This is a genomic window from Fundidesulfovibrio putealis DSM 16056 (assembly GCF_000429325.1).
Lineage (GTDB): Bacteria > Desulfobacterota > Desulfovibrionia > Desulfovibrionales > Desulfovibrionaceae > Fundidesulfovibrio > Fundidesulfovibrio putealis.
In genome coordinates this window covers 56,450-78,135 of record NZ_AUBQ01000005.1, presented here as the reverse complement: position 1 = coordinate 78,135, position 21,686 = coordinate 56,450, and the positions used below count along the sequence as shown (strand labels likewise).

General features: G+C 66.5%; 19 protein-coding genes. 5 read left to right on the top strand and 14 right to left on the bottom strand.

Annotated features, from left to right (window positions below; genetic code table 11):
- Nucleotides 1-68 precede the first annotated feature (68 nt).
- From G453_RS22600 to blaOXA, 9 genes are all read right to left on the bottom strand, one after another.
- The gene (locus tag G453_RS22600; protein ID WP_051271805.1) at nucleotides 69-761 is read right to left on the bottom strand and encodes a 3'-5' exonuclease; all 693 of its coding nucleotides are present in this window, start codon (nucleotides 759-761) and stop codon (nucleotides 69-71) included.
- Nucleotides 733-2,433: a DUF294 nucleotidyltransferase-like domain-containing protein gene (locus tag G453_RS26045; protein ID WP_027190275.1), complete on the bottom strand. Its 1,701-nt coding sequence runs from the start codon at nucleotides 2,431-2,433 to the stop codon at nucleotides 733-735. Before G453_RS26045 ends, G453_RS22600 begins: the two co-directional genes overlap by 29 nt.
- The gene (locus G453_RS22590; protein ID WP_027190274.1) at nucleotides 2,430-3,869 is read right to left on the bottom strand and encodes a putative nucleotidyltransferase substrate binding domain-containing protein; all 1,440 of its coding nucleotides are present in this window, start codon (nucleotides 3,867-3,869) and stop codon (nucleotides 2,430-2,432) included. The genes G453_RS26045 and G453_RS22590 overlap by 4 nt, the downstream gene beginning before the upstream one ends.
- Nucleotides 3,866-5,413, bottom strand: coding sequence for a sodium:solute symporter family transporter (locus G453_RS0105720; protein WP_027190273.1), 1,548 nt, complete (start codon nucleotides 5,411-5,413; stop codon nucleotides 3,866-3,868). Before G453_RS0105720 ends, G453_RS22590 begins: the two co-directional genes overlap by 4 nt.
- Nucleotides 5,414-5,418: 5 nt before the next feature.
- On the bottom strand, nucleotides 5,419-5,712 hold the full coding sequence (locus tag G453_RS0105715; RefSeq protein ID WP_051271802.1) for a DUF485 domain-containing protein: 294 nt from the start codon (nucleotides 5,710-5,712) through the stop codon (nucleotides 5,419-5,421).
- 296 nt (nucleotides 5,713-6,008) lie between these two features.
- The gene (locus G453_RS22585; RefSeq protein WP_051271800.1) at nucleotides 6,009-7,106 is read right to left on the bottom strand and encodes a DMT family transporter; all 1,098 of its coding nucleotides are present in this window, start codon (nucleotides 7,104-7,106) and stop codon (nucleotides 6,009-6,011) included.
- Between the two features lie 50 nt (nucleotides 7,107-7,156).
- Nucleotides 7,157-7,981: an AraC family transcriptional regulator gene (locus G453_RS0105705; RefSeq protein ID WP_051271797.1), complete on the bottom strand. Its 825-nt coding sequence runs from the start codon at nucleotides 7,979-7,981 to the stop codon at nucleotides 7,157-7,159.
- Between the two features lie 67 nt (nucleotides 7,982-8,048).
- Complete coding sequence (locus G453_RS0105700; protein ID WP_027190270.1) at nucleotides 8,049-8,414, bottom strand: translation initiation factor Sui1; 366 nt, start codon at nucleotides 8,412-8,414, stop codon at nucleotides 8,049-8,051.
- A 29-nt stretch (nucleotides 8,415-8,443) separates the two neighbouring features.
- A complete protein-coding gene (gene blaOXA / locus G453_RS0105695; RefSeq protein WP_027190269.1) occupies nucleotides 8,444-9,253 on the bottom strand; it encodes a class D beta-lactamase in 810 nt (269 codons plus the stop codon).
- Nucleotides 9,254-9,626: 373 nt separating this feature from the next.
- Between blaOXA and G453_RS22580 the strand changes: the two genes are divergently transcribed.
- Nucleotides 9,627-11,909 (top strand): ATP-binding protein, encoded by a 2,283-nt coding sequence (locus tag G453_RS22580; protein WP_043644670.1) that lies wholly within the window; start codon nucleotides 9,627-9,629, stop codon nucleotides 11,907-11,909.
- A 22-nt stretch (nucleotides 11,910-11,931) separates the two neighbouring features.
- Here the strand turns inward: G453_RS22580 and G453_RS0105685 are convergent, their stop codons facing one another.
- From G453_RS0105685 to G453_RS22575, 3 genes are all read right to left on the bottom strand, one after another.
- On the bottom strand, nucleotides 11,932-12,273 hold the full coding sequence (locus tag G453_RS0105685; protein WP_027190268.1) for a DHCW motif cupin fold protein: 342 nt from the start codon (nucleotides 12,271-12,273) through the stop codon (nucleotides 11,932-11,934).
- Nucleotides 12,274-12,293: 20 nt separating this feature from the next.
- Nucleotides 12,294-13,217 (bottom strand): DMT family transporter, encoded by a 924-nt coding sequence (locus tag G453_RS0105680; RefSeq protein ID WP_027190267.1) that lies wholly within the window; start codon nucleotides 13,215-13,217, stop codon nucleotides 12,294-12,296.
- A gap of 134 nt (nucleotides 13,218-13,351) precedes the next feature.
- The gene (locus G453_RS22575) at nucleotides 13,352-13,960 is read right to left on the bottom strand and encodes a TetR/AcrR family transcriptional regulator (protein WP_051271794.1); all 609 of its coding nucleotides are present in this window, start codon (nucleotides 13,958-13,960) and stop codon (nucleotides 13,352-13,354) included.
- A gap of 201 nt (nucleotides 13,961-14,161) precedes the next feature.
- On the opposite strand from G453_RS22575, the gene G453_RS22570 reads away from it, so the two are divergent.
- The 4 genes from G453_RS22570 (at nucleotide 14,162) to G453_RS28365 (ending at nucleotide 19,843) form a co-directional block, all read left to right on the top strand.
- Nucleotides 14,162-15,418, top strand: a complete 1,257-nt coding sequence (locus G453_RS22570) for an amidohydrolase family protein (protein WP_051271791.1) — start codon at nucleotides 14,162-14,164, stop codon at nucleotides 15,416-15,418.
- A 1-nt stretch (nucleotide 15,419) separates the two neighbouring features.
- Nucleotides 15,420-18,875 carry an acyl-[ACP]--phospholipid O-acyltransferase gene (locus G453_RS0105665; RefSeq protein WP_027190266.1) on the top strand — a complete coding sequence of 1,152 codons (3,456 nt, stop codon included), beginning with the start codon at nucleotides 15,420-15,422 and terminating at the stop codon, nucleotides 18,873-18,875.
- Between the two features lie 300 nt (nucleotides 18,876-19,175).
- Entirely contained in the window at nucleotides 19,176-19,442 is a 267-nt protein-coding gene (locus tag G453_RS0105660; protein ID WP_027190265.1) for a hypothetical protein, read from the top strand.
- A 257-nt stretch (nucleotides 19,443-19,699) separates the two neighbouring features.
- Nucleotides 19,700-19,843, top strand: coding sequence for a hypothetical protein (locus G453_RS28365; RefSeq protein WP_169725294.1), 144 nt, complete (start codon nucleotides 19,700-19,702; stop codon nucleotides 19,841-19,843).
- A gap of 407 nt (nucleotides 19,844-20,250) precedes the next feature.
- Here the strand turns inward: G453_RS28365 and rbr are convergent, their stop codons facing one another.
- Complete coding sequence (rbr, locus tag G453_RS0105650) at nucleotides 20,251-20,826, bottom strand: rubrerythrin (RefSeq protein WP_027190264.1); 576 nt, start codon at nucleotides 20,824-20,826, stop codon at nucleotides 20,251-20,253.
- A gap of 167 nt (nucleotides 20,827-20,993) precedes the next feature.
- A complete protein-coding gene (locus G453_RS0105645; protein ID WP_027190263.1) occupies nucleotides 20,994-21,431 on the bottom strand; it encodes a Fur family transcriptional regulator in 438 nt (145 codons plus the stop codon).
- Nucleotides 21,432-21,686 lie beyond the last annotated feature (255 nt).

The window sequence follows — 21,686 nt, the reverse complement described above, 5'->3', positions numbered from 1 at the left end:
TAGCCCACAAACCCATTTGATTCCCAGTGTTTTTAGGCCAGCGGCCAGACTTTGACGGTGAGCGGTTCTCAGAAGGCTGGCTGGGGGGCGGAGCGGGCGCGGGCGTGGCAGGACGGATCGGCCAGACGCAGCACGGTGTCCAGGCTCGGCTCCTCGCCCTGGCGCGACACCCGCAGGATGGACAAAAACCGCTGGAGCACCTGGGCGGTCAAAAAGGCGTCCCCCTGGGCGTCGTGCGCGCCTTTTGGCGACACCCCAAGGGCGCGGGCCACGCTGTAGAGCGTGGCGTCCTTCAGGGGAAGCTCTTCGAGCAGCTGCGAGGCCCGCCCGCCCCGGATGGACAGGTACAGCCCCAGGACGTCCAGGCTCCTGTTCCTGGGCGGGGGCAGGCCCAGGCGTTTGGCCCAGGCGCGAAGAAAGGCCAGGTCCAGCTCCACGTGCCAGCCGGTGAGCACCCCGTCCCGGCAATATTCCAGGAACGCGGGCAGCGCCTCGGACAGGGGCGGCTTCTCGGCCAACTGGGCCGGGGTGAGCTGGTGGATGCGCACGTTCTCGGGCCTGGGGGCGTGCCCTGCCGGGCGCACCAGCGTCTCGTAGGCGCTGCCCAGGTCGATGCGCGCGCCGTGCATGCGCACCGCCCCGAAGGAGAGGATGTCGTCGCGGGTCGGATCGAGCCCGCTGGTCTCCAGGTCGAAGACCACGAAATCCGCCTGCCCGATGGATACGTCCTGCTTAGGGTTTGACCACGGCCACCATTTCATCGTGCGCCCTCCTCGCCGCGTTGCGGCACATTCGCTCCATGGCTTTGCCCATGGGACTTTTGCGAAGCGGCTCGCCCACCCACTGCCACGCGGTCAGATATTCCAGGGCGTGGGCCAGTTCCGCACCCACGGGGCGAAGCTCCTTCAGGGCAACGGCCCGCTCCACGCTGGCGATGCGCGTGACCCCGGCGCACATGGCCCAGGTACGGACGTCGTCCACCAGCCGCGCCGCCAGGTCGGCACCAGAATCCTGGGCGGTCTCTGGAGGCATGGCGCAGGCTGCTGCGCCGGAAATGCCCGACGCCCCGAACAACCCGGCCAGATGGCTGCGCAAGGCCTCGGCCAGCCACAGCTGGCCGTGCACAGGGCGGAAATCGAAATGGCCCACATCTCCCACGCCGCCCGACTTGCCCGCCGCCCAGGCGCCCAGACGTTCGCGCCACTCTTCCAGTGTGCCGCGCCACGCCGGATCCATGGCGGCAGGGCTGCCGGGAGCGCCCGACAGGTGCATGATCTCCAGGGCCTCGCCCAGAAAGTCACCCAGCCGCTCGAACCACAGATCCGCCGCGCGCGAGTCCATGGAGCATTCGTGCACCACGGCGTGCCACATGGGGCACAGGGCCGGGCCTTCGCGACGGGCCGCCCGCCCAAGCAGCATCAGGGCGTAGCCGCAGGGCGGCGGCCCGAGTATCTCCTCGGCAAGCTGGCAGGCCCTGGCGGCCAGGGCCTCGCGCAGCCCGCCCACGATGCGTCCCAGGCTGGAGGCTCGCGCACCCTCCCTAAGGAGCCCCAACGCGAGCTGATCCAGAAGCGACGACACCTCGGCCAGCTCCTCCACCGTGGTTGCGCGAGCCACCCGCGCCGCCAGCGCCGGGGGGGAACCGACCTGCTTGAGAAGAAGTTCCTGGGCCGAGAGCACCCCCGCCGGGATGCGCCCGGCCATGACCACCACGTGGCGCAGGTGGTGGCGCGTCATGGCCATGAGCGCGTCGAAGCAGGAGGAGCCCGCGTCCACGGACACCACCGGGGAGCTCATGAGCTCCTCCACCGGGGCGTCCGGGGACATGCCCCCGCCCACGGCCTTGATGCGGAAATCCCGGTCGGTGACGACGCCGGAGGGCCGCCCCTCGCGCCCCACCACCACCAGGGCGTCGCGGAAGGTCTCGGTCATGACGGCAGCGGCCTGCCGGATGCTCATGTCGTAGGGCACCGGGTCGCCCACGCGCACCACGTCCCCGGCGGACACCGTGGCCAGGGGACGCCTGGTCAGCCATGCGGGGATTTCGCGCACGATGCCCGCAAGGCCTATCTCCAGCACCTGGGCGCTCAGGCGGCCCTCCAGAAAATCCAGCAGCTCGGGGCGGGCGCGCAGGGCCTCGGCCACGTCCCCCGGCGGCAGGAGGTAGCAGACCGCGTCCTCGATCACGACGCCTGCGCCAGGAGCCCAGCCCAGCACCGACCCCTCGCCGTAGTCCTCGCCAGCCACCCGCAGGAGCCCCTTCTTGACCACCAGCACGAAGCCCTCGCCCGCCTGGCCCGGCCCCAGCACCGGGGTGCCGCCGGGATAGAAGTCCAGCCCGGCCCGGCGCGCCAGGTCCATGAGCGTCCCCGGCTCCAGAAGAGACAGAGGCGGAGCCTCGCGGAAAAAATCGACCACGTCTTCCAGGATCATGTGAGCAGCCTCAGGGCGTACTTGTTGGTGAGGATGGCCTGGAAGGCGGCCACGGCCTTGAAGCACTCCTTCAGGCGTGAGCGCTCCAGGCGAGACATCCTGTCGGGATAGATGAAGCTGTCCGGCTCGCGCCCTTCGGCCAGTGCCCGGGCCTGGAAGCGCAGGCGCAGCTCCTGCATGAAGGCCAAGGCCTGGGCCAGGTCGGAGGCCGTGTCGTCGGTTATCACCCCGGCCTCTGCGGCTCCCTCCAGGCGCGAGGCCGTGTCCAGCCGGGAGGCTCCGGCCGTGGCGGCCACGCCCTGGTCCAGGGCCAGCACCCGCGCCCCCTGGGTCAGGGGGAACACCCCCCCGCGCTTGAGGTCCAGCCCGCCGCGCCCAGGCCCGTTTTTTTCCGTGACCAAAGCCCCGAACACCGACAAGGGCGGCTCGAAGCGCACGGCCTCGCGGGCCATGTAGCGCAGCGCGCGCGGGTTATCGCGCATGGTCTGGAGCAGCGAAGCGCGAAGCCGCCCGGTCAGGGCCGGGTCTCCGAACACGTGGCGCGCGTCCGCCAGCAGCGACAGGGCCAGCACCGCATCCGGCCCGAGGTCTCGGCCCAGGGCCTCCAGGTGGTCATTCCAGGCCGAAGTGGTCATGCGCCAGGCCGCGTGGTCCGCCGTCACCCCGTGGGGGCACGGCGGCAGGCCGGCCTGATTCAGGATGTCCATGAGGCGAGCGGCGAAGCCTTCGGCCAGGGCCGTGTCCGTGCCCTCGCCCAGCACCAGGGCGTTGTCCTGGTCCGTGGCCAGGAACTGCTCGCGCCTGCCCTCGCTGCCAAGCACCACCAGGGCCAGGGGGCCGGGGTCGGCTCCGCCAGCCAGGGCCAGCTCGGCGGCGCGGCAGAAGAGCTGGTCGCGCACGGCGGCGGCAAGCGCCCCGGCGCGCGACACGTCCGCGCCCTGCCGCAGCCAGAGCGGCAGAATTTCGGACAAACCGGCGTAGGCCCTGGCCAGGGCCGGGCCGTCCCCGGCCCGGGAGATGGCCGCAGACAATGCCACCGGGCTCTCCAGGCGCGCGGCCATGAGGTCGCGCTCGTCGAGCATGGCGGTCACCAGCCCGGTTTCGTCGGTCACGGCCAGACGCCGGATGCCGTGCCGGATCATGGCCAGGAAGGCCTCAGCCACAAGATCCTCCCGCCCTATGGTCACCACGCCGCGAGTCATGAACTGCGAGGCCGGGCCGGTGAGGTCGCGCCCGTCGGCCACGGCCCAGGAGATGTCGCGCTCGGTGAGGATGCCCGCCACCGCCTGCGCCGAGCCCACGAGGCAGGCCGTGGCGCGGGCGGCGCGCATGGCGCGCGCCGCCTCCACCACGGATGTCTCGCCGGTCACGAACACGGGGGCCTTTAAGGTCAGGCTGCCGGTGGTCAGTCCCAGAAAGCCTTCGCTGTCGTTCATTCCACGCCCACGCCAAGGTAGTTGCGGATCTTCTGGTCCTCGTAGCGGGCGCTGGCGTCAGCGTCGGGGGCCAGCACGGAGCCCAGCCATCCGGCGAAGAAGGCCGCAGGCATGGAGATGAGCGCCGGGTTCTTCCAGGGGAAGATGGCCGCCTTGAAGCCCAGGACGTCCACCCACACGGTGGGCGAGATGAGGATCAGGCCCACGGCCAGCACCGACCCGGTGACGATGGCCGCAGTCGCACCCACGGTGGACATGCCGCGCCACAGGATGGACATCAGAAGCGCCGGGAAGTTGCCGCTGGCCGCGATGGCGAAGGCCAGGCCCACCATGAAGGCCACGTTCTGGCCCTTGAAGGCGATGCCAAGGCCCATGGCCACCAGCCCAAGCACCATGGTGGCCCGCTTGGCCATCTTCACTTCCTCTTCCTCGGTGGTTTTTCCGGACTTGAACACGTTCACGTACAGGTCGTGCGAGAAGGTGGCCGCGCCCGCCAGGGTCAGGCCCGCCACCACGGCCAGGATGGTTGCGAAGGCCACGGCCGCGATGAAGCCCAGGAACATGGTGCCTCCGGTGACTTCGGCCAGGAGCAACGCGGACATGTTGCCGCCCTTGTCGAAGTGGGTGATGACGTCTTGCCCCACCAGCACCATGGCGCCGAAGCCGATGATGAAGGTCAGGATGTAGAAGTAGGAGATGAAGCCCGTGGCGTAGAACACGCTTTTTCTGGCCTGCTCGGCGTCGGGCACGGTGTAGAAGCGCATGAGGATGTGGGGCAGCCCGGCGGTGCCGAACATCAAGGCGATGCCAAGGCTCAGGGCGTCCCAGGGGTTGGAGACCAGGCCGCCCGGCTCCAGCACCTTCTGGCCGTACTTGGTGGCGGCGGCGGAGAACAGGTCGGCCGGGTTGAAGTTGAACTTGGCCATGACCATGAACACCATCACCGAAGCGCCGCCCAGGAGCAGCACGGCCTTTATGATCTGCACCCAGGTGGTGGCCAGCATGCCGCCGAACAGCACGTACATGATCATCACCACGCCCACGATGCCCACGGCCAGCTCGTAGGGCAGGCCGAACATCAGGTTGACCAGCGAGCCCGCGCCCACCATCTGGGCGATCAGGTAGAAGCACACGGTCATGAGCGAACCGCAGGAGGCCGCGATGCGGATGGGCTTCTGCTTCAGGCGGTAGGCCACCACGTCGGCGAAGGTGTACTTGCCGAGGTTGCGCAGGGGCTCCGCGATCAGGAACATGATGAGCGGCCAGCCGACCAGGAAGCCGATGGAGTAGATCAGGCCGTCATAGCCCTTGAGGGCCACCAGGCCCGCGATGCCCAGGAAGGATGCGGCGGACATGTAGTCGCCCGCCAGCGCCAGGCCGTTCTGGAAGCCCGTGACCGAGCGCCCGGCGGCGTAGAAGTCGGAGGCGGTCTTGGACTTCTTGGCCGCGAAGTAGGTGATGACCATGGTGAACGCCACGAACACGAAAAAGAAGGCGATGGACATGGCGTTGGGCTGTCCGATGGTGGAGGTGAAATTGTTCATGCTGTCTACCTCTTCATCTTCTCGATGATGTCGTTCACGGTGCGGTCGTAGGTGGTGTTGGCCCAGCGGACGTACAGGCCGGTGAGCACGCAGGCCGAGAGGATGACGCCCAGGCCCACGGGGATGCCAAGGGTCATGTGCTCGCCGATCTTCTGGGCCAGTACGGACTTGTTGAAGGCCAGGAGCAGGATGAAGCCGAAGTAGATTACCAGCATGAGTGCGGTCATGGACAAGGAGACGGACCATTTCTTGCGGACGAGGCCTTTGAAGGCGTCCTGGTCGATTTTGTCGTGATGCATGGTGAGGACCTCCCGGTTCGGGTTTCTTGGAAGGCGGCGGTGCGCGGTCGCCACCTTCCGCGATTCTTCAGTAAACCAGGAAGCAAGAAAAAAAAGTGTGTTTCGGCGAGCGGATGGGAAGCGGCTGATGATCGGTGAGCGGTTTTGCGGCTCGCCGTTCACCGGGGGCCAGCGGGAGGCCAACGGAGGGTTGTCGCGCCGTTCACCGGCAAGTTGAGGCCGTTTGGCGGGATTTTGGGGCGAAGGGGGCATTGGCTTGGTCATTTCTGCCCCATTGAAATCAAGAACCGGGTTCTTCACCCCTTCTTCCCGGCAGCCAGCCAGATGCCCGCCCCCACGGCCAGACACCCCAGGCCCTGGCCGGACGTGGGCGAGACGCCCAGCAGCGCCCAGCTGGCCATCACCGCGCTCACCGGCATGAGCCCGGTGATGGCCGCCGCCTGGCTGGCCCGCACAGACCCCACGCCGCGAAACCACAGCACGTAGCCGCCCGCCGTCACCAAGACGCCCAGCGCCCCCACGGCCAGCCACGCTCCGGCGGAGGCGTCCCCCAGCCCGGCATCAGCCCCCTGGATGAGCGCCGCCGGGAGCGCCAGCGCGAACCCGATCCAGGTGACGCGCTTGGCCGCGCCCATGGGGGTCAGCCACGTCGGCAGCCAGCGCAGCGCCAGCAGGAACACGGCCTCGCCGCACACTGCGGCCAGCAGCAGCGCGTCACCGATGCCCGGCGTCCAGGCCAGCCCCTCAACGCCGCGCGCGGCCAGCACCCCGGCCACGGTGAGGCCGATGCCCGCCAGCACCCGCAGCGAGGGCCGCTCACCGAACAGCACCACGCCAAGCCCAGCCATCACGGCAGGGGTGGCGCTGGTGAACACCCCTGCGGCCACGGGGCCGCTTTCGCGCATGCCCAGCCACAGCCCCACGTTGAAGACCAGCACGCCGCACAGGGCCTGGAGGGTCAGCACGGCCCAATGTTTGGGCGAGAGCGTGCCCGCCTCGCCACCTCGGCCACTGAATATCCACAGGGCGAGCCCGGCCAAAGCCAGGCGCACGGCCAGCGCCGGAAACAACGGAATCCCGGCCAGGGCGATCTCCCCCAGCGGGGCGGTGGCCCCCACCAGCAGCATGGCCATTGCCATGTCCGCCAGGGCGCGCAGCACGCCGGGCCGGGAGGCTTCGGAAGACGTGTCGGGGGCCTGAAGCAGAGCCGGGCCGCTGGCATGGTCAGGGGAAAGGCCAGTAGCCGGAGTCGGGGCCGCGTGTCCGGGAGCCGACAGCGGATCGGTCACGGATGCGATCAGGGGGAGCCCAGCAGGAACGGGCGATGCGGGAGGGGCGGAACCGTCGGGCGATACGGGAACGGTTCCCGGCGAAGCGGCAGTCTTGTCGTGCATGAACGGATACCTCCGGCGTGGTGCCGGAGCCGTCCTGCCACCTACCGGGATCAGCGGTCTTGGACGATCTTGCCGTATGCGCCGGGTGTGAGCCCGGTGATGCGGCGGAAATGGCGGGTCAGGTGGCTCTGGTCGCAGAAGCCGGACTCCAGGGCCGCATCGGACACGCTGCGCCCGGACGCGATCAGGGCGCGGGCCTGCTCCACGCGCAGCATCACCTGATAGGCGTGCGGGGCAAGCCCCACAAAGCGGCTGAACTGGCGGTTCAGGCGAAAACCCGAGAGGCCGGACGCCTGGGACAATTCCTCCAGGCTGACCGGGCTGGTTGCGCGCTCGCGCAGGTATTCACGAGCGCGGCTCACGGCGCGGGGCTCGTCCGCCGGGCGGACCCTGGCCTTTCGTTCGGCGTGGCGCGATATCCAGGTGGACAGGATGGTGCTCAGGCGGCTCTGGCGCTCCAGCAGCGTGGTGGTCCCGGCCTCCAGGTCCAGGTGGAGCCTGCGCAGGGCCGAAGCCAGCTGCACATCCTGGATGACCCCGCCGGGGAAGTCCGGAATCTTGACGCCCTGCCCGTCCAGTTCCCCGGCCAGACGCTCCACCACCGGGGCATCCAGGTAGAACATGCGGTACGCGAACCCCTGGGGCGACGCGGGGTGGCCGTCATGCACCTCGCCGGGGACCACCATGTTCACGGCCCCGGCAGCGGCCACGCAGTCGCGCCCCAGGTAGCGGAAGCCCAGCGCCCCGGATTCGATGACGCCCACGGCGTAGCCCTCGTGGAAGTGGCGCGCGAAGCGCACGCCCACGTGCTCGGCGCGCAGGCACTCCACGCCGCCGAGCCCCTTGGGCTTCCAGATGTTCACGCTGTTCTTCATGGGCACATTCTTTCAATGGCCTGCGCGGCAGTGTGGCGAGTTCATGAAATCCAATATGTGAGCCGCATCATCCGCCAGCCAGCTTCACCTTGTAGCCGAGCTTGGCAAGCTCCTGGGCCAGCACCTCGCGGTGGTCGCCCTGGATCTCGATGACGCCGTCCTTCACCGCGCCACCGGCGCCGCAGCGCTGCTTGAGCTGCTTGGCCAGCTTCTCCAGCGCGTCCTCAGACAGGGGCAGCCCGGTGACGAGGCTCACGCCCTTGCCCTTGCGACCCTTGGTCTGACGGGAGATGCGTATGATGCCGTCGCCCTTGGGGGCGGCTTTCTGTTTGGCGCAGACGCATCCGGACACGGGTTTGCCGCAGGCCGGGCACATCTTGCCCTGCTCCGAGGAGTATACTAGGCCGGAAAAATCGAGTCGTTGTGCTGACATGTGTTCTCTCGCGCTTTGAGGCTCTGCCGCTAAGGCAGAAGCCCCTCGCCGCGCAGCACGGCCTTGACCACGCCCTGGCGGGCCGGGAGCTGCCCTGGGTTGGCGATGTCGATGTTCAGGGCGAAGTACCACACCTCGTTGCCGCGCTCCAGCCATCCCACCCACCAGCCGATGTTGGCGCTTCGCGCCGCCCAGCCGGTCTTGGCCCGGAGCGTCCAGCCTTCGCCCTGCTCCACCACCATGAAGTCCTTCACGATGGCCATGTTCTTCTTGGAGAACGGCAGACGGTCGTGCTTCAGGCGTTGCAGGAACTCCACCTGCTCCAGGGCGGAGATGCGCAGGTCGCCTTGCAGCCAGAACAGGTCGATGCCGCCGCCGATGTTTTCATTGCCGTAGCGGGCGGCCTTCACCCAGTGCTCCATGCGCTGCTGCCCAACCCGGCGGGCGAGCTCCTGGTAGACCGGAACGCAGGACACGGCGAAGGCCTCCCTGAAGGAGAGGTCCTTGTTCCAGGCCGCCACCTCGTATTTCGTCCCGTTCCAGGGAAACACTTCGTCCGGCCCGTTGGCCGCCCCGGTCTCCAGAATGATCATGGTGTTTGGTATCTTGAAGGTGGAGGCGGGCAGATACCCCCTGGCGGCCCGGCCAGCGTCATGGACCTGGGCCGTGCCTGAGCCGTCTTTGAAGAGGACCATGGTTCCGGTCACGCCCGCGTCGGCGAAGTGGCGCGCCCAGTCCTGGCGCTCAACCGCGACCGGAACCGCCGGGCCGGTCCCGCCCAGGCCCGAGCACGAGGCAAGGCAGGGAAGAATGATTGCGAGAAACAAAATCCGGCGCATGGATATCCCCCATGAAGTCTGAAAGGTTTGCCCCGGAGATTCTTTGGTCTTGCCACCCGGCGCTGTCAACTCCGGCATATAGGGCACCAGCTTCGTATTTTATCTTCGCCTCCCTCACAATCGCTTCCGGCGCATGCGAGCCGCGCCCAGGACCGCCGTTTTGCCACGCCACATCCCCGTTCCGCCCCGGCCATGCCCCCCCTGCGGCGGCATCTCCCTTCTCTCGGAGCGCATCCGGGCCCGTCCACCGGCCAGGAACACGCATGAGCAAATCTATATATTTTCAGGAAGCACTTGCGCCGGGGAAGCCCGGTAGGCTACGGTTTGAGAATAGCCCGTATTATTATGCCCAGTTCATGACCGAGGAGTATCCATGCGCTCGTTGCGGCCTGAATTCCTCTACCGCTGGTCCATCCGCCAGACCCTCTACGCCCTGGTGCTCTGCGCCGTGTGCCCGGCGCTTCTGGTCATAATATTCTACGGCGCGCAGGACTACTACCGCGCGCAGCTCCAGACCCGCGACCAGACCCTGAACCTGGTCAAGTCCATCGCCTTCCAGCAGCAGATCCTTACCGAGAACACCCGCATCCTCCTGCACACCCTGGCCCGTCTGCCGGAAGTCATTTCGGCCAACCCCCCGGCCATGCACGAACTGTTCAAGGGACTACTGACCGTCCACTCCAACTACTCCAACATCTCTTTTGTGGACATGAACGGCTATCTGGTGAGCAGCAGCCACGTCTTCAAACCGCCGATAATCGCCTACGACCGCAAGTACTTCAAAGACGCAGTGCGCACCAAACAGTTCAGCGCCGGGGAGTTCGTGGTGGGCAGGGTGGTACAGGACCCCATATTCCAGTTCTCCACGCCGGTGTTCAACGAGGCCGGGGACATGTCCGGGGTGCTGGTCGCCACCATGAAGCTGAACATGTACGATCACCTGTACTCCGAAACGGTCCTCCCGGACCATTGGCGCTTCGCGCTGATCGACCACCAGGGAATCCGGCTGCACCGATTCCCGAAAAACGACGCCATCGCTCCCGGCAAACCGATCCTGCCCGAGATTCGGACAGTCTTCGAAAACTCCGCCATGGACGAAGGAAACGTCCAGGCCATCGGCCCGGACGGGGTCAGGCTGGAATACGCCTTCGTCAAACTTCGCCTCTCCCCACAGGAGCCCCCCTACATGACGGTCGCGGTGGGACTGCCCGTTGTGGCGTTCACACAGGTTTTCGTGGCCAAATTGCTGCCTGCCCTGACGCTGATGCTCGGCGTGCTCGCGCTGGCGCTCCTGACCGCCCGGTTCCTGGGGAAAATGACCATCGGCGCGGGCCTGGACCGCCTCGCGCTGGCCGCCCGGCAACTGAGCGCAGGCGACCTCTCGTTTCGCGTGGGGCCGCTGGATTCCTGCCGGGAAGTGCGCGAAGCGGGGCAGGCCTTCGACCAGATGGCCACGGCCCTCTCCGAGGAATCAGCCGAACGCAGGCAGGCCGAGCAGGGGCTGACCAGGGCCAAGAGCTACATAGCAAACATCCTGGACTCCATGCCCTCGGTGCTGGTGGGGGTGGACCAGGACGGCGTGGTCACGCACTGGAACAAGGCCGCCGAGGAGGCTGAGGGCATTTCCTCCGCGCAGGCACAAGGCCAGCCCCTGGAGGCCGTATTTCCCCGGCTGGGCTCCCACCTGAAGGACATCCGCACGGCCCTGCGGGAGCGCCGCCCGCAACACGTTGAGCGCGAGATGTTCCACAAGGGCAACACGGTCGGCTACCAGGACGTGATGGTCTATCCCCTCATCAGCAACGGCGTGGAGGGCGTGGTGGTGCGCGTGGACGACGTCACCCACCGGGTGCACCTGGAAGAGATGATGGTCCAGTCCGAGAAGATGGTCTCGGTTGGAGGGCTGGCCGCAGGCATGGCCCACGAGATCAACAATCCCCTGAGCGGGATTCTCCAGAGCGCACAGGTGCTCATTTCGCACCTCTCGCCGGACGTTCCCGCCAACCGCGCTGCGGCGGAGGCCAGCGGCTGCACCATGGAGAACATCCGGGCCTACGCCGAGAAACGCCAACTCCCGGACTTTCTGGAGGGCATCCGGGAGTCGGGAGTCCGGGCCGCGCGCATCGTCTCCAACATGTTGGAATTCAGCCGCAAGAGCCACTCCACGCGAACCCCCGAGCAGGTCAACGACCTCATGGACAAGGCCGTGGAGCTGGCCCTCTCGGATTACGACCTGAAAAAACAGTATGACTTCAAGCGGGTGCGCATCGTGCGCGAATACGACCCGCACCTGCCGGAGGCGCCCTGCACCCGCACCGAGATCGAGCAGGTGTTCCTCAACCTGCTCAAAAACGCGGCGCATGCCATGGCGCAAGCGCCGGACAACGCGCCGCCTCCAGCCATTGTCCTGCGGACCGCCGTCGACGGGGACTGGCTGCGCATCGAGGTGGAGGACAACGGCCCCGGCATGCCCGAGTCCGTGCGCAAACGCGTCTTCGAACCGTTCTTCACCACCAAGCCCGTGGGCGAAGGCACCGGCCTTGGACTGTCGGTCTCCTACTTCATCATCGTCACCAACCACGGGGGGCGCTTCGAGGTGCAGTCCGAACCCGGCAAGGGCGCGCGCTTCATCCTGTGGCTGCCTCTGGGCAACTGACCTGCGGCGGACGACGCCGCGCTCAGTCCACGATGAACAGCTTCGCGCCGGTGGCCGTGTAGGACTGGTGCGCCTCGGCGTTGTCCGCCACCTGGTAGCTCATGCCTGGGGTGAGGGTGAACGTCCTGCCGTCCTCCAGGGTGGTCTCCAGTTCCCCTTCCAGGCAGAGCAGCACGTGCCCCTTGCTGCACCAGTGATCCGCCAGATAGCCGGGGGAATACTCCACCATGCGCACGCGGATCTGGTCGGCCGGGTCGCCGAAGAGGCGCGTGCGCCAGAGCGCCACGCCGGTCTCGCCCTTGTGCTCGGTGGGCTCCACGCTGTTCCAGTCGGTGACGCCAAACGCGATGTTGTCCATCCTCATGGGAAGCTCCTGAAGCTTGATTAGTGGTGTCCGCGCGGACGAAGCGAGGCGAAGCGCCACTCCACCGTGGCCATCAGGATACCCGCCACGATGAGCCCGCCGCCCAGCACGTGGAACATGGCTATCCCCTCTCCCAGGATCAGCACGGATTCGATGGCCGCGAACAGGGGCAGCGAGTAGTACACGATGCCCGCCAGCACCGGCCCGATACAGGCGATGGCGCGAGTCCAGAGCAGGTACGCCGCGAACGAACACCCCACGCCCGCGTAGACCACGCCCACGATCACGCGGGCGTTCCATGTGGGCGCGGGCAGGACCGCCGCCTCCCAGGCCACTGCCGGAATCATGAACGCCACGCCAAGGGCGAACAGGGCGGCGTTGAAACCCTCGATGGATATCTCCGGGGGGCGTTTGCGAATGAGGAACGAGTACACGGCGAAGCTGGCCGCCCCGGCCAGAGCCCACAGGTCGCCCGGGGTGAAGGTCACGGACGCCAGGTGCTGCCAGTCCCCGCGCGATATCAGCAGCAAAACGCCCAGGAGCACCACGGCGACTCCGCCCAGACGCCTGGGCGTGATGGGTTCGCCGTACACGATGCGCGACAGGATGATGATTATGATGGGGGCCGTGGGCACCAGGAGCGCCATGTTCAGGCTCTGCGTGGTCTGCCCGGCCTTGTAGATGAGCGCGTTCAGGGCCGTGACCCCAACCAGCGCCATGACGCAGAGGTACGGCCAGTGCCTGCGCATGACGGGCAGGTCGGCCCGGAGTTTGGGCAGGGCCAGCGGCAGCATGCAGCACAGGGCCAGCACCCAGCGCCAGAAGTTGAGCTGCATGGGGGGAATCTCGTGGGCGATGCCGCGCGCCACCACGAAATTGCCCGCCCACAGGATGGTAGCGGCCAGGGCGGCCAGATAGCCGCCGGTTCTCGCGTTCAATGCCATGAAGACCTGCTCGGGGGCGTGCCCCGTATATGATGTGCGGGCAGGAGATGCCGGGACCAAAGCGCAAGGCGGTTCAATCCGCCTAACCGGGGAAGGTGTCAACTCCGGGGAGCCTGAAAGCCGATCCCCTCGGGCTAGTGCCTGCGGGCGGCCTTCAAGCCCCCCACGTAATGGACCACCAGGGAGCGGGTCAGGTCAAACACGCTGCGCGAAGTGACCACCTCCAGCTTGCCGCTGGTGGCCAGGGACCCGATGCCGTGCAGGCTGGCCCACAGCACCTGTACCGCCTCCTCCACCAGATGCGTCTGCGATGGCTCAAACAGCGGGGCCAGCACCGCCGCGAGACGCGCCAGAAGCCGGGTGATCCTGTCCGTGAACCACTCCGGGAGCTCCGAGCCCTCGCCCAGCCGGTACTCGAACAGCAGCTCCCACAGGCGGGGATGTTCCTCGACGAAGGCAAAGTAGGCCAGGGCCAGGGAGAGGATGTCCTTTTCGGGGTCGCCCTCCAGGCGCGTCGCGGCCAGGGTCTGGTCGAGATGCTCCAGCGTGCGGCTGTTCAGGTGCACCACCAGATCATCCAGGTTCTTGAAATGATTGTAGAGCGTGCCGGGCGAGTACCCCACCGCCACCGCCACGCGCCGCGCGGTCAAGGCCCTAAAACCCTCGGCCTCCACGATGCGCCGGGCCTCGCCCAGCACGAGATCGTAGAGCTCCTCGCGCGAATGATCGGATCGGCGAGCCATTCGTCCCTCCAGATATAGTGAGCCATTCCAGGCGTATGCCGCCATACCGCAGGCATGTCCGCCCAGCCCGTGCAGCCCGAGTAACTTGGGGCGCGGCAATTTTCACGGCAGACAAATAATATATTGAACATCGTTCAAAAGCAAGCTACCCCTCTTTCTGAACAGTGTTCAGAACAGGTCAAACCATTCACGGAGCCCACCATGCTGCACCGACACGTCCTCGCAGGATTTTCAGCCCTTCTGATTCCCCTGGTCCTGCCGGTTCTGCCCGTTCTGCCCGTTCTGGCAGAGACCACGCCCAAACCGCTCAGCCAGGACGCACAAGTCCTGGTCCAGCGGGCCTTTGACGATCTGGGCGGACGCCAACCCGTGGACTACCATGTCCATATCCTGGGCCTTGGGGCCGCAGGCACCGGCGCGTATGCCAGCCCCAGGCTCCTCAGCTGGAACCACCCGCTGCCGCGCCTCAAGGCCAGGACCATCTTCAGAAGCTCAGGCGTAACCGACGAGGCCCAGGCCGACCCGCAATACCTTGCCCGCCTGCTGGACCTGGCGCGGCAATTCCCGGATTCCCCGAAGCTGGCCATCCTGGCCTTCGACTACCACTACGCCAAGGACGGCTCCATCGATTACGCCAGGAGCGAATTCCACATCCCCGACGAGTACGTCCTGCAACTGGCCGCGCGCCACCCCGAGCGCTTCATCCCCGTGGCCTCTGTGCACCCCTATGACCCGCAGGCCCTGCACAGGCTCGAGGCGTGCGCCAGGGCCGGGATCACCCTGGTGAAATGGCTGCCCAACGCCCAGGGCATGGACCCGTCCGACCCGGACATCGACTCGTTCTACCGGGCCATGGCCCGCCACGGCATGGCCCTGTTGTGCCACACGGGCCTGGAAAGCTCGGTCCGATCCGATGCCCAGCGCCTGGGCAACCCCCTGCTCCTGCGCCGCCCGCTGGACCTCGGGGTCACGGTCATCATGGCCCACGCAGGCAACCGGGGCATGAGCGACGACCTGGACAACCCGGGCAAAAAGGCCCGCAACTTCGACCTGTTCCTGCGCATGATGGACGATCCCGCATACCGGGACCATCTGTACGCCGACATCTCCATGCTCACCCAGACCCTCAGGAACCCCCGCGATCTGACGACCCTGCTTGCACGCGCAGACCTGCACCACCGTCTGGTCAACGGCAGCGACTACCCCCTGCCCGCCATCGACGTCATCATCCAGCCGCGCCTGCTGCAGCAATACGGATTCATCTCCGCCAGCGAGCGCCGCAGCCTGACCGAAATTTACCGCCACAACCCTTTGCTGTTCGATCTCGTGCTGAAGCGTACCCTGCGCCACCCCGAAACTGGCGCGCAGTTTCCGCCGGAGATGTTCGTTGCGCATCCGGGCCTTGCCAGAAACAGTATCCACGAGCCAATACACGTCCACACCGCCGAGGGGAAATAACATGATGACCGGACTTTCCGCCGTGCTGTTCAAGCGTCGCTTCTGGCCGCTGTTCGTCAGCCAGTTCCTGGGCGCGGGCAACGACAACGTGTTCAAGAACGCCATCGCCATCCTGGTGATCTACCGCCTGGGCGACCAGTCCTTCGTGGCCCCCGAGGTGCTGGTCAGCCTGGCTTCGGGGCTCTTCATCCTGCCGTTCTTCCTGTTCTCGGCCACGGCGGGCCAGATCGCGGATCGTTACGAAAAAAGCGGGCTCATCCGGGTGGTGAAGTTCGCGGAGATTCTCATCGCCGGGCTGGGGGCCTGGTCGCTCATGGTCCCGAGCATCCCCGGCATGCTCGGCGTGCTTTTCCTGCTCGGGGTGCAGGCCACCTTCTTCGGCCCCCTGAAATATGCCATCCTGCCCGAGCAGTTGCCCCCGGACGATCTGGTGGACGGCAACGCCCTCATCGAGAGCGGCACGTTCCTGGCCATCCTGCTGGGAACCATTGCGGGCGGACTGCTGGTGCTGCAGGAGGGCGGCATCGCCGCGATCTGCACGCTGCTGATCGTCCTGGCGGTGCTGGGGTTCGCCGCCAGCCTGTTCCTGCCCAAGGCCCGGCCCGGCAATCCGTCGGTGGCCATCCGACCCAACATCCTCAAAGAGACCATGCAGGTGCTGGCGCTGACCCGCAAACGGCGCGACATCTTCCTGTCGGTGCTGGGCATCTCCTGGTTCTGGCTGGTGGGCGTCACGTACCTCGCGCAGTTCCCGGCCTTCGCCAAGGACGTGCTGCACGCCGACGAGCACGCCGTGACCCTGATGCTCACCGTGTTCTCCGTGGGCATCGGACTTGGCTCCTTCCTGTGCACGCGGCTTCTCAAGGGCGAGATTTCCGCCCGCCACGTCCCGTTCGCGGCCCTGGGCATGACCTTCTTCGCCTTCGACCTGTGGCTGACCGGCTCGGGCATCGGCCAGGGCCATACGGACGCGGCCATCCTGCCCCTGTTTGAGCTTCTGGCGCAGTTTTCGGTGTGGCGAGTCCTGGCCGACCTCCTGCTGCTGGCCGTGGCTGGCGGCGTGTACATCGTGCCCTTGTACACCATCCTCCAGGCGCGCAGCGAGGAGTCCGAACGGGCGCGCATCATCGCCGCCAACAACATCGTGAACGCCGCCTTCATGGTGGCTTCCTCCCTGGCCGGGGCGGGCATGCTGGCCCTCGGGTTCACGGTGTCCGAGGTCTTCCTGGCCGTGGCCGTGGCCACGCTGGCGGTCGCAGTGTACATCTGCGGGCTGCTGCCCGACGCGCTGCTCAAAGGGTTCTTCGCGTGGCTTTTGAAGTGCCTGTACCGGGTCGAGATAAAGGGCCTTGAGAACCTCAAGGCCGCAGGCGAGAAGGCCGTGATCGTGGTCAACCACGTGTCCTTCCTGGACGCGGTGCTCATGGCGGCCTTCCTGCCCCACAAGCCCACCTTCGCCATCAACAGCTTCATCGCGCGCCGCTGGTGGGTCCGCCCCTTCCTGTCCGTGGTGGACGCCTACCCCATGGACCCCACCAACGCCATGTCCACCAGGGGGCTGATCCACGCCGTGCAGGCCGGGCGCACCTGCGTCATCTTCCCCGAGGGGCGCATCACCATCACCGGGGCTTTAATGAAGATCTACGCCGGCCCCGGCATGATCGCGGACAAGGCGGACGCGCCCATCGTTCCGGTGCGCATCGACGGCGCGCAGTACACGCCGTTCTCGCGCCTGAAGGGCAAGGTGCGCCGCCGCTGGTTCCCGCAGATCACCATCTCCATACTCCCGCCGCAGCGCTTCGACATCCCTAAGGAGCTCAAGGGCCGGGCGCGCCGCCAGAAAATCGGCATGGAGCTCTACGACGTCATGTCGCGCATGATGTTCGAGACCTCCAACAACCGGCGCACCCTGTTCGAGGCCCTGCTGGACGCGCGCCGCACCCACGGGTCGGGAGCGCCCGCAGTGGAGGACATCAACCGCAAGCCCCTGTCCTACGGGAGGCTCATCGCGGGAGCCCTGGCCCTTGGCCGCCGGATCACCCAGGGGACGCAACCCGGCGAAGCGGTCGGCCTGATGCTGCCCAACGCCAACGCCGCAGCAGCGGCCTTCTTCGCCGCCCAGGCCTACGGGCGCGTCCCGGCCATGCTGAACTACACCACCGGGGCGCGCAACGCCCTGTCGGCCTGCGAGGCGGCGCGCATCCGCACCGTGGTCACCTCCAGGCGCTTTATCGAGCAGGCCGGGCTCCTGCCCCTGGCCGAGGCGCTGGCGGGCAGCGTGCGGCTGGTCTACCTGGAAGACGTGCGGGCCGGGATGACCGTCCTGGACAAACTCTACGGCCTGCTGGCCGGACTCTTCGCGGGCAGGCTGGCCCGGCGCTTCAGGCGCTCCTGCGACGACCCCGCCGTGATCCTGTTCACTTCCGGGTCGGAAGGCACGCCCAAGGGCGTGGTGCTGTCGCACGCCAACATCCTCACCAACTGCCGGCAGATGACCGCGCGCGTCGCCCTGTCCTCCTCGGACATCCTGTTCAACGCGCTGCCGATCTTCCATTCCTTCGGCCTCACGGGCGGGCTGCTGCTTCCGGTGCTTTCAGGCGTGAAGACGTTCCTCTACCCGTCCCCGCTGCATTACCGGATCGTGCCGGAGATGGTGTACGACACCAACGCCACCATCATGTTCGGCGCGGACACCTTCCTGGCCGGATACGCCCGCGTGGCCTCGCCCTACGACTTCTACAGCGTGCGCTACGTGTTCGCAGGCGCGGAGAAGGTGAAGGAGGAGACCCGGCGCGCCTGGATGGACACCTTCGGCCTGCGCATCCTGGAGGGCTACGGCGCCACCGAAACCGCGCCCGTGATCGCGGTCAACACGCCCATGCACTTCAAGGCGGGAACCGTGGGGCGCATCCTGCCCGGCATCGAGCACCGGCTGGAGCCCGTGCCCGGCGTGGAGGAAGGCGGGCGGCTGTGGGTGAAGGGGGCCAACGTCATGCTCGGGTACCTGCGCGCCGAGCGTCCCGGCCTGCTGGAGCCGCCCGTGGACGGCTGGTACGACACCGGGGACATCGTCTCCGTGGACGAGTCCGGCTACGTGCGCATCCTCGGGCGCGCCAAGCGCTTCGCCAAGATCGCAGGAGAGATGGTCCCGCTCGGCAAGGTGGAGACCGAGATCGCGGCCCTGTGGCCCGGGCATCACCACGCCGTTGTCGCGCTGCCGGACGGGCATAAGGGAGAGCGGCTGCTTCTGGTCACCACCAACGGACAGGCCACGCGCGCGGAGATCCTCTCGCACTTGCGCGCCCGGGGGCTGGCCGAACTGATGGCGCCGAAGTCGATCCTGACGGTGGGCAGGATGCCCATCCTGGGTACCGGGAAGACCGACTACGTGGCGGTGCAGGCGCTGGCCGCACCGTCCGCCGACCAGCCCGTCCCCACGGCCGATCCTGCTGCCTGAACCCCGCGCGAAAGGGATTGGGCCACTTGGGCCAATCCCTTTCGCGTCGCGTGCGTGATGAGCGTGCTCAGTTTACATGACGCCGCGCGTATCAGGCGTCTGCGGTACGCTGTTCCTGCCGAAGGCATGCACCTCCGGTTTGCGGAACTCCCCGCCCTGGTCCGAAGGCGCGGCACTTCGCCCGTTTTGCCGTGCGACTCTTCCCACGGCCTGCGATATGCGCTACCTTGAAACCCCGGACTCCGATTCCTGTCCATGATTTCGACGGCAACCGAATACTACGCCACGTGAGGGTCCACCATGGCCAAGTCCTATCTGCTATACCGCTGCGGAGGTGACGGCGCGAGAACCCCGGTGGTCTTTTTCAGCGCCGATTCCGAGGAAGAGGCGCGCGAAGCGCCCACCTGGCTGCGCCGCCATCACCCCGAGAACGAGCTCTTGCACCTTGGGCCGGGTGATTTCTTCGAGATAATCGAACAGAGCAAATGCTCCACGCAGGAATGGGACAGCGCGGTGGCGAAGCTCGCGGCCAGCGCTCCAGAACCTGGCGCAACGCCCCAGAAGTGAGTATCTATTGAGGATAACAGGCGGATAACACTAAACTTATACCTGACGCATCTGCCCATGCCCCGCAGGGGTGAGGCACCACATCATGAGCGCGGCAGCGCACGCTTCATGGGCCATGGTCCGCCGCGAGGCGCACGCATCGACGGGAGCGGCTTTCTCACGTATGATCCCCCATGGAAGAGCCCGGCAGGCCCGCAGTCCCGGATTGCCGCCGCCGGAGCCCACATGCCTCAATCACCCATACACAAGGACGATCCGTGGCCAAGACACCCAATTATACCTACGAAAAGCGGGCCAAAGAGGCTGCCAAGAACAAGAAGAAAGAAGAGAAGCTGAAGCGCAAGCAGGAGAAGAAAGCCGCAGCTCCTGAAGACGACCAGGAAAATACTCCTGAAGAATGAGCCGGGCTTCCGGGGCAATCTAGGCGTGTTTCGACTTGCCGGAATGCCGCTTCGCCGCGCCCGCCGGGGGAAACCGGCCGGGCAGGGCCCCCCCCGGCGCGAGCGCTGGCCTGCCCGGCATCCGCAAGGGTGGACAGCTTCTCCCGTCGGACTGTTCATAGGCGGCAGGCGCTGCTTCAGGCGGCCTTCATCCGGCAGCCGTGATCGCAGCCGGGCCCCTTGCCCCGTCGCAATCCACGGGCCAGAGCAGGCCGGGCAACCAGCCGCCAAATCGCTTCCCTCAACAGAAAAGGCCGCCTGAATCTCTTCAGGCGGCCCTCCCGCTGTTTATTTTACGCTGACGCGCGCTGCCGCCACGCCCCGACGCTGTCATTCGCGACGCCGGGCCCGGCTTTCGCGGCCAGCCTCTACCAGTTCTCGCCCAGGAGCTCGAAATGGGCCTGCGGGTGGGCGCACGCGGGGCAAACGCCAGGGGCCTCCTCGGCGGTGTGCAGGTAGCCGCAGTTGCGGCAGCGCCAGGTGACGGGGGTGTCGCGCTTGAACACGCGCCCGCTCTCCACGTTGGCCAGCAGGTCGCGGAAGCGCTTCTCGTGCTGCTTTTCAGCCACGCACACGGCCATCCAGACAGCCGCGATCTCGGGGAAGCCTTCGGCGCGGGCCACTTCCGCAAAGGCCGGGTACATGTCGCTGTGCTCTTCGTGCTCGCCCATGGCCGAGGCCAGGAGGTTCTCCGCAGTGGTGCCGATCTTCCCGGCCGGGAAGGTGGCCGTGATCTCCAGGTCGCCGCCCTCCAGGAACTTGAAGAAGCGCTTGGCGTGCTCCTTCTCCTGGTTGGCGGTCTCCTCGAAAATGTCCGCGATCTGGACGAAGCACTCCTTGCGGGCGACAGCGGCGAAATAGGTGTACCTGTTGCGCGCCTGGCTCTCGCCGGCAAAGGATTTCAGCAGGTTCTCCTCGGTCTTTGTTCCTTTCAAGCTGGCCATGAGGTCGTCTCCTTCTTGTGTATTTGAGGGGCGGCGGCACTGCCGCCGTCGTCGTCATTCATCCGGCCATCAGGCCGGGGGGCGCATTACCCGTCTCGTCTGATTTCACGAGCGCCTGGAGAATGTTTATCTAAAAAGAATAATTCTTGTCAACGGCTCAAAAAAAATTATCCCATGTTTCTGCAGGCGGGGCAAATCCCGAAGATGTCGAAGCGGTGGGATTCCACCTCGAACCCGGTCTCCTGGGCCAGGCGGGCCACGTCGGCGTCGAGTCCGGCCAGTTCCAGGTCAAGGATCGTGCCGCAGCGGGTGCAGACCATGTGCGGGTGCGGCCTGGGCCTGATCGCGTCGTAGCGGTTTCCCCGCTCGCCGAACTCCAGTTCCAGTATTTCCTTCTCTTCCTTGAGCAGGCTGACGGTCTTGTAGACGGTGGCCAGGCTGGTGGTGGGGTAGGCGGCCAGGATCTCGTGGTGAATCTGCTCCACCGTGGGGTGCCCGCCGTGGGCCAGGACCGCCTGGACGATTGCCAGGCGCTGCGGGGTAAGGCGCTTGCCTTTGCGCTTCATGCGTTCCAGGAACGCGGCGAGACGGTCTGATTTATCCACGGGAACCTCAGGGTGATTTGTCCTAGTACATAATTCATACCGCCACGGTTCACCCGCGTCAACTCCCGAAGATGGAAATCACGCTCCCGGTCTCTTCGGGCATGATGTGTCATCTTCAAAATGCATATACATTCATTTTGAAGATAATAATCGCAAAGTAGTATTTCATCCTTGAAATACATGCTCATGTGTTTCAAGGACGCGGCGAAAGTGCGTGTCCCGCGCGTCGTCCGATGCGCCGTACAGCCAGCCTGC